The sequence below is a fragment of the Alistipes sp. 56_sp_Nov_56_25 genome (assembly GCF_001915285.1).
Lineage (GTDB): Bacteria > Bacteroidota > Bacteroidia > Bacteroidales > Rikenellaceae > Alistipes > Alistipes shahii.
In genome coordinates this window covers 1-13190 of the sequence record NZ_MNQF01000035.1, presented here as the reverse complement: position 1 = coordinate 13190, position 13190 = coordinate 1, and the positions used below count along the sequence as shown (strand labels likewise).

Genomic DNA, 13190 nt, shown 5'->3' with positions numbered 1-13190 from the left:
TCCAGATGGCGCGGAATGACGTTCTTCACCAGAACCGAACCGCCGCAGGCGGCAGCCGCCGCCATGAAGGTGCCCGCCTCGATCTGGTCCGGAATGATGGAGTAGCTGCCGCCGTGCAGGCTCTCCACGCCGCGGATCTTGATCACGTCCGTGCCCGCGCCCTTGACGTCTGCGCCGAGCGCGTTCAGGAAGTTCGCCAGATCGACGATATGCGGCTCCTTTGCGCAGTTCTCCATGATGGTCTGACCCTTTGCCAGCACCGCTGCGAGCATGATGTTCATGGTCGCGCCGACGGTGACAACGTCGAAATAAATATGTGCGCCGTGCAGGCCGTCCTCGGGTGCCTCGACCCGGATGTAACCGCCCTTGGGCAGCGTTACCTTTGCGCCCAGAGCTTCAAAACCCTTGATGTGCTGGTCGATCGGACGGACGCCGCCGAAGTTGCAGCCGCCTGGCATTGCTACCTCGGCAAAGCCGTACTTGCCGAGCAGCACGCCGAGCAGATAGTAGGAGGCGCGCAGCTTGCGCTCGAGCTCGTGCGGCTTGAGCGACGGGTTCTGGGTATTCTGGATCTCCACAGTCGTGGAATTGATCAGACGGATCTGTGCGCCGAGCTCGCGCATGATCTCCATCTGGAGCGTCACGTCGATGATCTTCGGCACATTTTCGATGCGAACCGGGCCATCCGCGAGCAGAGCCGCCGGCACGATGGCCACTGCTGCATTCTTCGCGCCCGAAATCGTTACTTCACCGTTCAGCGTCTTACCGCCGTTGATTACATATTTGGTCAAAGTCAACCTACTCCTCACTGTACTGTCCCACATCCCACGTGGGCGTTTTTCTGACATCCCATTTTATGAAAGCGGACGCTCTTCCGTTCGTCCGCACAGTTTCCTTGTTCCGCACACAGGCGGAAAATTTTTCCGGCTGCGGCTCCGCCTCCGCCCGCGGGAGGCCGGGAAGTCGGGGCGGCGCTTCTTCATTTTCAGCGCGATGCTCCCCGTCTGTCGCCCGGAACGCACGGGGCGGCAGCGGGCAGAGCGTCGGAGTCGTTTCCGGCCGTGTTTTCATGGAGGGCCGGCGGTTGCGGGTCGGCGGGAAACGTGTTCCGGGGGAGGGCTGTTTCCGGGCGGAAAATCCGCGCTCCCCCAAAGGTGATAAAAACCGGCGGAAGAAAACCGGAGCGTCCCGTCCGGCGCGGATAAATTGCGGCAAAATTTTTGCCGGGCGATCCTCGCAAGGGTTTGCGAAGGGCTTTTCGGCGGCGTTGTACGACGCTATCAATGAGGCGTATAGCACTATCGGAAAAAATAATAAATATTTTTTGTAATTTCGGCTGTTATTTTTTTCACAATTATGAAAGTTTTTCTACCTTTGTGCCGTTGAAGTCCGGACCTGCGGACTGAAACGTCAGGTTGAAAAGAGGATTTTAATCAAATAAATTGCAATTATGGACAAAATGGATCTGAAAAAGTACGGGATCACGGGCGTGACCGAGATCGTGTACAATCCCTCCTACGACGAACTGTTCCGTGAGGAGACGAAAAAAGGCCTGCGCGGCTATGAGAAGGGTCAGCTGACCGAGACCGGCGCCGTGAACGTGATGACCGGCGTTTACACCGGCCGTTCGCCCAAGGACAAGTTTTTCGTGATGGACGAGACCACCAAGGACACGATCTGGTGGACTTCCGACGAATATAAGAACGACAACAAGCCGGTTACGAAGAAGGCCTGGAAGGAGCTGAAGAAAATCGCCGTCGAGGAGCTTTCGGGCAAGAAACTCTTCGTTGTGGACACGTTCTGCGGCGCCAACGAGAACTCGCGCCTGAAGATCCGCTTCATCATGGAGGTGGCCTGGCAGGCTCACTTCGTGAAGAACATGTTCATTCGTCCGACGGACGAGGAGCTGGAGAATTACGGCGAGCCCGACTTCGTGGTGCTCAACGCTTCGAAGGCCAAGGTGAAGAACTACAAGGAGCTGGGTCTGAACTCGGAGACGGCCGTTGTCTTCAACCTCACCGAGAAGATGCAGGTGATCATCAACACCTGGTACGGCGGCGAGATGAAGAAGGGCATGTTCTCCTACATGAACTACCTGCTTCCGCTGAAGGGCATGGCTTCGATGCACTGCTCGGCCAACACCAACGAGAAGGGCGAGACCGCTATCTTCTTCGGCCTGTCGGGAACCGGCAAGACCACGCTTTCGACCGACCCGAAGCGTCAGCTCATCGGCGACGACGAGCACGGCTGGGACGACGACGGCGTATTCAACTTCGAGGGCGGCTGCTACGCCAAGGTGATCAACCTCTCGCAGGAGAACGAGCCTGACATCTGGAACGCCATCCGCCGCAACGCGCTGCTGGAGAACGTGACGGTGGACAAGAAGGGCAAGATCGACTACGCCGACAAGTCGGTTACGGAGAACACCCGCGTATCGTACCCGATCTTCCACATCGAGAACATCGTGAAGCCCGTATCGAAGGCTCCGGCCGCCAAGAAGGTCATCTTCCTCTCGGCCGACGCATTCGGCGTGCTGCCCCCGGTTTCGATCCTGACCCCCGAGCAGACGAAGTACTACTTCCTCTCGGGCTTCACCGCCAAGCTCGCAGGCACGGAGCGCGGCATCACCGAGCCTACGCCGACCTTCTCGGCCTGCTTCGGCGCAGCCTTCCTGTCGCTGCACCCCACCAAGTACGGCGAGGAGCTGGTGAAGAAGATGCAGAAGTCGGGCGCCAAGGCCTACCTCGTGAACACGGGCTGGAACGGAACCGGCAAGCGTATCTCGATCAAGGACACGCGCGGCATCATCGACGCGATCCTCGACGGTTCGATCGACAAGGCTCCGACCAAGACCATGCCTATCTTCGATTTCGTGGTTCCGACCGCCCTGCCGGGCGTAGACCCCGCTATCCTCGATCCGCGCGACACCTACAAGAGCGCCAAGGATTGGGAGGTTAAGGCAGAGGATCTGGCCAACCGCTTCGTGAAGAACTTCGTGAAGTTCACGGGCAACGAGGAGGGCAAGAAGCTTGTAACCGCAGGCCCGAAGGTAAAGTAATTCTCTGCGGCATGAGCCGCTGCAAATAGATGAATCCCGGTTTCCGCAATTGGAGACCGGGATTTTTATGTTATGGAACAGGCACGGTCCGGCGGATGGGCGGCGGATGACGGTGGATGACGGTGGATGACGGTGAATGGACGGTGGATGGGAGGCGGATGGGCGGCGGATGTGTGCGGACGGGTTTGCGATCGGAGGCGATCCGTCTGCACCGGTCGCTGTCGGTTTTGTCGGTCGCTGTCGGTTTTGTCGGCCGCTGTCGGTTTTGCCGGGGCGATGCGGTTTTGCCGGGGCGATGCGGGGTTGCCGCGCCCGTGCGTGCGGGGTTTGCCGGACAAACGAATGGAAAAAGCCCGGCTGGAATAAATTTTCCAGCCGGGCTTTTCGTCTTGCGGAAGCCGGCAGGTCAGACCTTCATAATCTCCTTCTCCTTCTTCGAAAGCGCTTCGTCCAGCGTCTTGGAGAACTTTTCGAGCAGTTTCTGCGACTGTGTTTCGCCGTCCTTCGATTCGTCCTCGGGCATGCCCTCCTTCTGGGCCTTCTTGAAGGCTTCCACCGCGTCGCGGCGGGCGTTGCGCAGGCTGATGCGGGCGGTCTCCGCTTCGGCGCGCACCTGCTTCACCAGCTCTTTGCGGCGCTCCTCCGTAAGGGGCGGAATCGTCAGGCGGATCTGCTCGCCGTTGTTCGAGGGCGTCAGGCCGATGTTCGAGTCGATGATGGCTTTCTCGATCGGGCGCAGCATGTTCTTGTCCCACGGCTGGATCAGGATGGTCCTGGCGTCGGGTACGGTGACGCTGGCAGCGCCCGAAACGGGAACCTGCGAGCCGAAATAGTCGACCATCACGCCGTTCAGGGCGTTGGGCGACGCCTTGCCGGCGCGAACGTTCAAAAGTTCCTCTTCGAGGTGGTCGATGGCCTTCTGCATGCGGCCCGTAGCTTCGTTGAGAATCGTCTTGGTATCCATAAGTGTTGGGGTTTAATTTCCGAGTGTTTTTTCGATGGTGCGGATCAGCTCCTCGAATTCATGTTCGTCGTAGCCCACCGTGGCCAGCACGACCTTGCCCTTGCGGTCGATCACGAAGTTCCGCGGGATGTAGTTCGAGGCGTAGCGGTCGTAGACGGTGCGTGCGGGGTCGAGTCCCATCGGGAAGGCGTAGCCGGTCTTTTCGCGGAACGCCTCCACGGCCTCGCGTTTCTCGCCGCGCGATACGGGCAGGAAGACGAACTCCTTGCCGGCGAAGCGGTCGATGATGTCCGTCTGCACGCGGGTCAACTCCTGCCGGCAGGGCGGACACCACGTGGCCCAGAAGTTGAGCAGCACGACTTTGCCCTTCAGGTCGCCGAGCGTCACGGAGCTGCCGTCGACCATCTCGACCGTGAAGTCCGGAGCCGTGTCTCCGGCCTTTACGAGCGTTGTCGATTCGGCGTCCGTCTCGGCGCCCTTCTTGGCGTTGCGGTTGCCGCACGAGGGCAGCAGCAGGATGACGGCGATGATCGCGGCGATCAGCGCCAGCATCACCCACAGCGATTTGTTGCTTTTCTTGGTTGCCATAGTCTTACAGTTTTACCAGCGTTCCGATCTTCTCTCCGGCAAGGACCTTGCCGAGGTTGCCCGCGGTGTCCATGTCGAAGACGATGATCCGGAGGCCGTTCTCGCGGCAGAGCGTGAAGGCCGTGAGGTCCATGACCTTCAGACGGCGGTCGAGGACCTCCTCGAACGTGATTTCGTCGAATTTCGTCGCCGCGGGGTCCTTCTCCGGGTCGGCCGTATAGACGCCGTCCACGCGGGTGCCCTTCAGCATCACGTCGGCCTCGATCTCGATGCCGCGCAGCGCCGACGCCGAGTCGGTCGTGAAGTAGGGATTCGACGTGCCGCCCCCGACGATCACCACGTAGCCCGCTTCGAGGTATTCGATGGCACGGGCTTTGGAGTAGTATTCGCCGATGGGTTCCATGCGGATCGAGGTGAGCACCTTGCATCGGACGCCGTTGTCTTCGAGCGCCGACTGGAGCGCCAGCGAGTTGATGATCGTGGCGAGCATGCCCATCTGGTCGCCCTTCACGCGGTCGAAGCCCTTTTTGGCGCCCGTGAGGCCGCGGAAGATGTTGCCGCCGCCGATGACGATGCCGATCTGGACGCCCGTTGCTGCGGCGGCTTTGATCTGCTCGGCGTAGGATTGCAGCATCTCGGGGGAAAGCCCGTATTTCTGTCCGCCTTGCAGCGATTCGCCGCTCAATTTCAGGAGTATTCGCTTGTATTTCATCGTGGGTCGCGTTTTATCGTAGTGCGAAGATAGGTATTTTTTCGAAAAAATTCATATATATTCCTTATCTTTGGTGTCGTAACGACACTTTTACCGGTCGGAGCGTTTTGCAGGGCCGCGCGCGATTCGGTTTTGGAGGCGTCCGTTCTTTTTTCTATCTTTGCAATCCTTATGTCGTCGGAAGAATATAAACTGCTCGATACGATTTCCTCACCGCGGGAGTTGAAAAAACTCCCGCCGGAGGAGCTGTCCGCCTACTGCGACGAGCTGAGGCGTTACATCATCGACGAGTGTGCGGTCAATCCGGGCCACCTGGCATCGAGCCTCGGGGCCGTGGAACTGGCTGCGGCCCTGCATTACGTCTTCGACACCCCGGAGGACCGGATCGTCTGGGACGTCGGCCATCAGACCTACGCCCACAAGATCATCACGGGACGCCGCGAGGCGTTTAAAACCAAACGGCAGCTGAACGGCATCAGCGGTTTTCCGCGCATGTCCGAGAGTGAATACGATTCTTTCGGGGGCGGGCACGCTTCGGTGTCGATCTCCGCGGCGTTCGGCATGGCCAAGGCCGCCGAACTGCGGGGCGAGAAGCGGCAGGTCGTGGCCGTGATCGGCGACGGCTCGATGACCGGAGGGCTTGCGTTCGAGGGGCTGAACAACGCCGGGGCCTCGAAGCGCACCAACCTGCTGGTGATTCTCAACGACAACAACATGGCCATCGACCAGGCCACGGGAGCGCTGAAAAACTACCTGTTGAAAATCTCGACTTCGGTGCACTACAACCGTTTCAAACAACGGCTGTGGGGGCTGATGTCGCATACGCCGCGGCTGCTGCGGCTCTGCCAGAAGGCGGGCAACGCCGTGAAGCAGGGGCTGCTGAACAAGAGCAATTTTTTCGAAAGTCTCAATTTTCGCTATTTCGGTCCGGTGGACGGTCACAACCTCAAGGAGTTGGTGCGGACGCTTCGGGCGTTGCGCGACATCGAGGGGCCTAAACTGCTGCACGTGATGACGGTCAAGGGCAAGGGCTACCTGCCGGCCGAGCACGACCAGCCCGCCTGGCACGCCCCGGGGCGTTTCAATCCCGACACGGGCGAGCGGATTTCGGCTCCGGGCGGCGCAGCGCGTTATCAGGACGTGTTCGGCGAAACCCTGCTGGAACTGGCGCGCCGCGACGAGCGCGTCGTGGGCGTCACGCCCGCCATGCCGTCGGGCTGTTCGATGAACATTCTGCTGCGCGAGATGCCCGGCCGCTGTTTCGACGTGGGCATCGCCGAAGGGCATGCCGTGACCTTTTCGGCCGGACTGGCCGCGGCAGGCATGGTTCCCTTCTGCAACATTTATTCGAGTTTCATGCAACGGGCCTACGACAATGTGATCCACGACGTTGCGATTCAGGATCTTCCGGTGGTGATGTGTCTCGACCGGGGCGGCCTGGTGGGCGAGGACGGGGTGACGCACCACGGGGTCTTCGATATGGCCGCTTTCGGCGCCGTGCCGGGACTGACGATCGCCGCGCCGATGAACGAACCCGAACTGCGCAACATGATGTATACGGCCCTCGGATCGGGACATCCCTTTATGATCCGCTATCCGCGGGGGCACGGCGAGGGCCTGCCGTGGCGCGGCGAGAAGTTCGAGACGCTGCCCGTCGGACGTGGCCGCCGCCTGCGCGAGGGCGCAGACGTGGCGCTGTTGACCGTGGGGACCGTCGGCAACGCCGCCGCACGGGCGGCCGGACGCGCTGCCGCGGAAGGCGTGAGCGTCGCGCATTACGACCTGCGGTTCGTGAAACCGCTGGATGAAGCGTTGCTGGACGAAGTGGGGCGTAAGTTCCGCCGTGTGGTCACGGTCGAGGACGGTTCGCTGCGCGGAGGCGTCGGCGAAGCCGTCGCGGCGTTCTTCAACGGCCGCGGCTACGACGTGCGGGTGCAGCGGCTCGGCATCGGCGACGAGTGGGTCGAACACGGCACGCCCGGGCAGTTGTACGCCCTGTGCGGCTACGACGAGGAGGGCATTCTGCGCGCCCTGCTCGATACCCGCGCGTAAATTTTCCGCAACGCATTTTTTCGGCACAAATTCTGTGTGATGGCTTCCCAAAACGACCGGGAAATGAAAATCGTCATTTTATTGCTTGCTGCCGCCCTTTTGATTCTGGGTGCGGTGGCTGTCGCGGCGGCTTCGGACCGCACCGACCGCATGCCTGTCGCCGTGTTCGACCTGCGGCGTTATATGGGAACATGGTATGAGATCGCCCGCTACGATCATTCGTTCGAACGGCGGCTGGCGGGTGTGCAGGCGCACTACGAATTGCTGTCCGACGGTCGGGTGACCGTCGAGAACAGCGGCGTCGACTATCGTTCGGACCGTCGCAAACGGGCGCGCGGCAAAGCCCGCGCCACGGCGATGCCGGGGCGTTTGCGGGTCTCGTTTTTCTGGTTTTTCTATTCGGATTACAACGTGCTGGAACTCGGCCCCGATTACGACTGGGCGCTGGTGGGCGGCGGTTCGTCGAAATACCTCTGGATTCTCTCGCGCACACCCCGTCTGCCGAGCCGTACGCTCAACCACATCCTGCGGCTGGCCGAAGCGCGGGGCTACCGCACCGGGAAACTGTTGTTCGTGGATCAGGGGCAGGGAATTTCGCCGCCTTTGCCGTAAAGGCATTTGTCAGAGCATGAACACCCAGTCGTCGCCTTTCGAGAGGGCCGGGTCCAGGCGGAAGCCTTCCCATTCGAACGACCGGAGCGTCGCGGGATCGGCGATGCGGTTTTTCAGGATATGCCGCGTCATCTCTCCGCGGCACATTTTCGTATAGACCACGACGGTTTTCAGCCGGTCGCCCTCGCGGATGCGGAATTCGGGCGTGATGACCCGCGCTTCGCGGCAGACGCGTTTCCAGTCGAACAGCCGCTTCATCTCTCCGCTCGCCAGGTTGACCAGAATGCCGTCGTCGGCGTGAATCCGGCCCAGCAGGTCGTCGGTCAGCCGGCTTTGCCAGTAGGAAAACATCGTTTCGTCGCCGCGGCCGGGCAGTACGGCGTCGCCTTCGAGCCGGTAGGTGCGGATGGCATCCAGCGGACGGAGCAGTCCGTAGAGGAACGAGGTGATATTGAGGTGCCGTTGGGCGTATTCGAAATCGGCGTCGGTGAAACTCGCCGGGTCGATGCGTTTGAAGACGATTCCCGTGTAGGCCGTAAGGGCTGGGATCGCCGCGTCGTCGTCGCCGTGGAAGCGGCCGTAGCGCAGGCGGTTTTCGGCGGCGATACGACGGTTGACGCGCAGGAGCCGGGCCAGTTCGTCGGTCGGGAGCGTCGCCAGCCCGGCGGCCAGTTCAGAGGCCTCGCTGCGGTAGGCGGGCCGGGTCGTGCGGGGCGTCGGGACGGAACTGCGCTCCGTCATCGTCTTGGCGCAGGAGAGGAGCAGCTGCATGGCGTTCGGGCGTTAAGCTACGGAGCAGGGGATGCCGAGCGCTTCGACGCGCGCGGCGATGGCCTGCAACTCCTCTTTGGTGACTTTTTCGAGCGTCGGGCAGGGGGTGTCGCGGTCGAGCGAGTAGACCATCACCTGCCGCGGGCGGATTTCGGCGACGAGCCGGAGCCAGGCCGAGACTTCCTCTTCGGTGGTGTTGTCGACGGGCTGTCCGCCGCACTCCCCGCGCAGGAACATCGTTTGCAGAATCATGCGCCCGTCGAAGCGTTTCATCGCTTCGACGATGCCCCGCACCGTGTAGGACGCGCTTTGCGGGTTGTTCATCCGCCGCACCGTCGCGTCGAACGCCGAATCGAGTTTGAGGATGTTGTTGTCCACGCGCAGCAGGGCGCGGCGGACGCTGTCGCGGTGGATCTGCGTGGCGTTGGAGAGCACCGAGACCTTCGCCGCGGGGCACAGCGCGTCGCGCAGGGCGATCGTGTCGCCGATGACGGCTTCGAAATCGGGGTGCATGGTCGGTTCGCCGTTGCCGGCGAAGGTGATCACGTCGGGCGGCGTGGAGTCGGCCACCATGCGCCGCAGGGTGGCTTCGAGCTGTGTGCGCACGTCCTCGCGGCTGTTGAAGCGTCGTCCGCCCGGGTGCTCGGCATTCCAGCCGCACTCGCAGTAGATGCAGTCGAACGAGCAGAGTTTCGAGGAGAGCGGGAGCAGGTTGACTCCCAGCGAAAGGCCCAGCCGCCGCGAATGCACCGGGCCGAAGATAATGTCGTGAAATAGCGCTGTCATGGTGCGAAATTAAGAATTAAGAATTAGGAATTCAAAATTAATTCCTAATTTTACCAAAATACCGTTTTATGAAATTCAAATTCGGACTTTTGCCGCGCGTCGTGCTGGCCATTGTGCTGGGCGTCGCCTGCGGATTCTTCCTCCCCGGCTGGGCGACGCGCATTGCGCTGACCTTCAATGCGATTTTCGGACAGTTCCTGGGTTTCGCCATTCCGCTGCTGATTCTCGGGCTGGTGGCTCCGGGCATCGCCGATCTGGGCCGGAACGCCGGGCGTCTGCTGGCCCTGACCGCCGCGCTGGCCTATGCCTTCACGCTCTTTTCGGGGTTCGGGACCTATCTGACGGGGCGGCTTCTCTTTCCGGCGCTGCTCGAAGGCTCCGCCGCCGTATTGCCCGAGGAAGGGGCGGCCCTTGCGCCCTATTTCACGGTCGAAATGCCTCCCGTGATGGGTGTGATGTCGGCGCTGGTCCTCGCCTTCGTGCTGGGGCTGGGCATGGCCTATATCCGTTCGGTGACGCTCAAGGCGGCGATGGACGATTTCAAGCGGATCATCGAGCTGGTGATTCTGCGCGTCATCATTCCGCTGCTGCCCTTCTACATTTTCGGCATCTTTCTGTCGATGACCCAGTCGGGGCAAGTGGCCGGGGTGCTGGACGTCTTCGTGAAACTGATCGCGGTGATCTTCTGCATGACGGTCGTGCTGCTTCTCGTGCAGTTCTCCGTCGCGGGGCTTGCGGCGCGTAAAAATCCGCTGAAGATGCTCCGCACGATGCTCACCGCCTACATGACGGCCCTCGGAACGCAGTCGTCCGCCGCGACGATCCCCGTGACGCTGGCCCAGACCGTGAAGCTCGGCGTGCGGCCCGAACTGGCGTCGTTCGTCGTGCCGCTGTGCGCCACGATCCACCTCTCGGGTTCGATGATGAAGATCACGGCTTGTGCGCTGGCCGTGTCGATGATCGCCGGGCTGGACATTCCGGCGTCGACCTTCGCGGGGTTCATCCTGCTGCTGGCCGTGACGATGGTGGCGGCTCCGGGCGTGCCGGGAGGGGCGATCATGGCGGCGCTGGGACTGTTGGAGTCGATGCTCGGTTTCGACGAGACCCTCGCGGGGCTGATGATCGCCACCTACATCGCCATGGACAGCTTCGGAACGGCGACCAACGTGACGGGCGACGGCGCCGTGGCGGTGATCGTCGATGCGATCGACCGGCGGCGTTGAAAAACTCCGTTTCCCGGGCCGCCGACGGCGGCCCTTTTCCTTATTTAGAACTGAAATAAGTATAAATGCGTATCCTTGTGGAATAAAAAACGGCTACTTTTGAATGCCGATTCCGTTTTATGTATACTTTTGTGCGTCCAAAACGGAAAAAAGAGACATAAACTCATAATTACAAGACAAATATGGTTGATATTTTTGCACGCCTCGAGAAAAATGCGGGCGGACCGATCGGTCAGTACATGTCGTACGCCCACGGTTATTATGCCTTTCCCAAACTCGAAGGCGACATCGGTCCCCACATGGTTTTCCGGGGCAAGAAGATGCTCAACTGGAGCCTGAACAATTACCTCGGACTGGCCAACCACCCCGAGGTGCGCAAGGCCGACGCCGAAGGCGCTGCGCAGTTCGGTATGGCGGCCCCGATGGGCGCCCGCATGATGAGCGGACAGACCGTTTACCACGAGCGTCTGGAGCGTGAGCTGGCCGCGTTTGTCGGCAAGGAGGATGCCTTCCTGCTCAATTTCGGTTACCAGGGCATGATCTCGATCATCGACTGCCTGCTGACCCCCCGCGACGTGGTCGTCTACGATGCCGAGGCGCACGCCTGCATCATCGACGGACTGCGCCTGCACAAGGGCAAACGCTTCGTTTTCGGTCATAACGACATGGAGTCGCTGCGCCTGCAGTTGCAGCATGCCACGGATTTGGCCGAGGAGCAGAACGGCGGCGTGCTGGTGATCACCGAGGGCGTGTTCGGCATGAAGGGCGACCTGGGCAAGCTCGACGAGATCGTGGCGCTGAAGAAGGATTTCCAGTTCCGTCTGCTGGTGGACGACGCCCACGGCTTCGGTACGATGGGCCCGGGCGGTCGCGGCACGGCGGCGCATTTCGGCGTTGTCGACGGCGTGGACGTGCTCTTCAACACCTTCGCCAAGTCGATGGCCGGGATCGGCGCTTTCGTGAGCGGTCCCCGCTGGCTGATCAACCTGCTGCGCTACAACATGCGTTCGCAGCTTTACGCAAAGTCGCTCCCGATGCCGATGGTGATCGGCGCGCTGAAGCGTCTGGAGTTGATCCGCAACCACCCCGAATTCCAGGAGAAACTCTGGGAGAACGTCCGTGCGCTCCAAAGCAGCCTGAAAGAGAACGGGTTCGAGATCGGTGTGACCAACTCGCCGGTGACGCCCGTCTTCCTGAAGGGCGGCATTCCCGAGGCCACGAATCTGGTCGTGGACCTGCGCGAGAACCACGGTATTTTCTGCTCGATGGTGGTTTATCCCGTGATTCCGAAGGGTGAGATCATCCTGCGCATCATCCCGACGGCGGTGCATACGCTGGAGGATGTGAAAGTTACGATTGAGGCTTTCAAGGCCGTTCGCGAGAAACTCGAAACCGGCGTATACGCTTCGATGCCCATTCCGGCACGTGCCGACGAAGGGTTTATGGTCCGCTAAAGGCGGTTTCCGATACGGATGTCCCCGGCTTTGCGGCCGGGGACATTTTGTTTTTGACAAAAGTAGCCGAAAAATTTTGCAGAATAAATTTTTCATTTTATATTTGCAGTCCCGAAACGCAGGAAACGAAGTTTTCCCGGGCGGGGAAGATAGATTTTGCGGAAATAGCTCAGTTGGTAGAGCGCAACCTTGCCAAGGTTGAGGTCGCGGGTCCGAGTCCCGTTTTCCGCTCACGACAAACGAGTGATAATCAATAAATTATCGCTCGTTTTTCTTTTTGCGGGTGCGAAATGAAACTCCCCCGTAATGCCTTTTTCGCGCCGTTTTCCGAAGAATGTTTTACCATTTGTTTAACCATGTTTTACGGTGGTAAAACATCGCTCGCGCCTGCCTGCATAATGCCGCAACATTATGAGTGTCAGCATCAATGCCATTTGTAGAAAAGACCGCATCAATCAAAACCGCACCACGAACATCTACCTGCGTTTTACCGTCAATCGCCGCAGCCGCTATGTAAGCACGGGAATCAATATCCCCGCCGACGATTGGGATTTCGATACCCAAACGCTTAAAACGCAGAATCCCGCCGTTCAGCTGCGGATTTACGAGCAAATCGAGAAATACGACAAGCGCATCAAACGGCTCGAAGCGTTGGAGGTTCCCGTAACGCTGGACAACGTGCTGGAAACCGACGGACGGAGGGTCTATTGCACGATAGCCGAATATTTCCGCCGCACGATTGCACAGTTGGAATCAGTCGGTAAAATCGGCTCGACATCAAAACACAAGGTCACGTTTTCACTCCTGCAACAATTCCGCTCGACCAACATCCGTTTCGACGAAATTACGGTCGGCTACCTGCGTGATTTCGAACTGTTCCTAATGAAAAAGGGGAACAAAAGCAATTCGATAGCCACGAAATTCAGCGTTCTGAAAGCCGTCTATAATAAGGCTCTTGCCGAGGGGATTT

General features: G+C 60.1%; 12 protein-coding genes and 1 tRNA gene. 7 read left to right on the top strand and 6 right to left on the bottom strand.

Annotated features, from left to right (window positions below):
- On the bottom strand, positions 1-824 hold an 824-nt coding region (locus BHV64_RS08500; protein ID WP_288115734.1), incomplete at its 3' end, for a UDP-N-acetylglucosamine 1-carboxyvinyltransferase.
- A gap of 626 nt (positions 825-1450) precedes the next feature.
- Between BHV64_RS08500 and pckA the strand changes: the two genes are divergently transcribed.
- Entirely contained in the window at positions 1451-3058 is a 1608-nt protein-coding gene (gene pckA, locus BHV64_RS08495) for a phosphoenolpyruvate carboxykinase (ATP) (RefSeq protein WP_015546495.1), read from the top strand.
- A gap of 406 nt (positions 3059-3464) precedes the next feature.
- Here pckA and frr read toward each other — a convergent pair whose 3' ends face one another.
- The 3 genes from frr to pyrH are packed head-to-tail and all read right to left on the bottom strand — an operon-like array spanning position 3465 to position 5322.
- Entirely contained in the window at positions 3465-4022 is a 558-nt protein-coding gene (frr, locus tag BHV64_RS08490) for a ribosome recycling factor (RefSeq protein ID WP_217727589.1), read from the bottom strand.
- A 12-nt stretch (positions 4023-4034) separates the two neighbouring features.
- Positions 4035-4610: a TlpA family protein disulfide reductase gene (locus BHV64_RS08485; RefSeq protein WP_138265649.1), complete on the bottom strand. Its 576-nt coding sequence runs from the start codon at positions 4608-4610 to the stop codon at positions 4035-4037.
- A gap of 4 nt (positions 4611-4614) precedes the next feature.
- On the bottom strand, positions 4615-5322 hold the full coding sequence (pyrH, locus tag BHV64_RS08480) for a UMP kinase (protein ID WP_138265648.1): 708 nt from the start codon (positions 5320-5322) through the stop codon (positions 4615-4617).
- 171 nt (positions 5323-5493) lie between these two features.
- Between pyrH and dxs the strand changes: the two genes are divergently transcribed.
- Both dxs and BHV64_RS08470 read left to right on the top strand, forming a co-directional pair.
- Positions 5494-7374 carry a 1-deoxy-D-xylulose-5-phosphate synthase gene (gene dxs, locus BHV64_RS08475; RefSeq protein WP_217727588.1) on the top strand — a complete coding sequence of 627 codons (1881 nt, stop codon included), beginning with the start codon at positions 5494-5496 and terminating at the stop codon, positions 7372-7374.
- A gap of 63 nt (positions 7375-7437) precedes the next feature.
- Positions 7438-7986, top strand: coding sequence for a lipocalin family protein (locus tag BHV64_RS08470; RefSeq protein WP_147619809.1), 549 nt, complete (start codon positions 7438-7440; stop codon positions 7984-7986).
- Positions 7987-7995: 9 nt separating this feature from the next.
- Here the strand turns inward: BHV64_RS08470 and BHV64_RS08465 are convergent, their stop codons facing one another.
- A complete protein-coding gene (locus BHV64_RS08465) occupies positions 7996-8757 on the bottom strand; it encodes a YaaA family protein (RefSeq protein ID WP_288115733.1) in 762 nt (253 codons plus the stop codon).
- Between the two features lie 12 nt (positions 8758-8769).
- Positions 8770-9543, bottom strand: coding sequence for a radical SAM protein (locus BHV64_RS08460; protein ID WP_044054726.1), 774 nt, complete (start codon positions 9541-9543; stop codon positions 8770-8772).
- A 68-nt stretch (positions 9544-9611) separates the two neighbouring features.
- Here BHV64_RS08460 and BHV64_RS08455 point away from each other — a divergent pair, with 68 nt between their 5' ends.
- The 4 genes from BHV64_RS08455 to BHV64_RS08440 all read left to right on the top strand — a co-directional run.
- Complete coding sequence (locus BHV64_RS08455; protein WP_217727587.1) at positions 9612-10766, top strand: dicarboxylate/amino acid:cation symporter; 1155 nt, start codon at positions 9612-9614, stop codon at positions 10764-10766.
- A gap of 182 nt (positions 10767-10948) precedes the next feature.
- The gene (locus BHV64_RS08450) at positions 10949-12220 is read left to right on the top strand and encodes an aminotransferase class I/II-fold pyridoxal phosphate-dependent enzyme (RefSeq protein ID WP_015546483.1); all 1272 of its coding nucleotides are present in this window, start codon (positions 10949-10951) and stop codon (positions 12218-12220) included.
- 158 nt (positions 12221-12378) lie between these two features.
- Positions 12379-12451 (top strand) — tRNA-Gly (locus BHV64_RS08445).
- Positions 12452-12631: 180 nt separating this feature from the next.
- Positions 12632-13190 (top strand): phage integrase SAM-like domain and Arm DNA-binding domain-containing protein (locus BHV64_RS08440; RefSeq protein ID WP_288115732.1); only part of this gene is annotated, 559 nt, incomplete at its 3' end.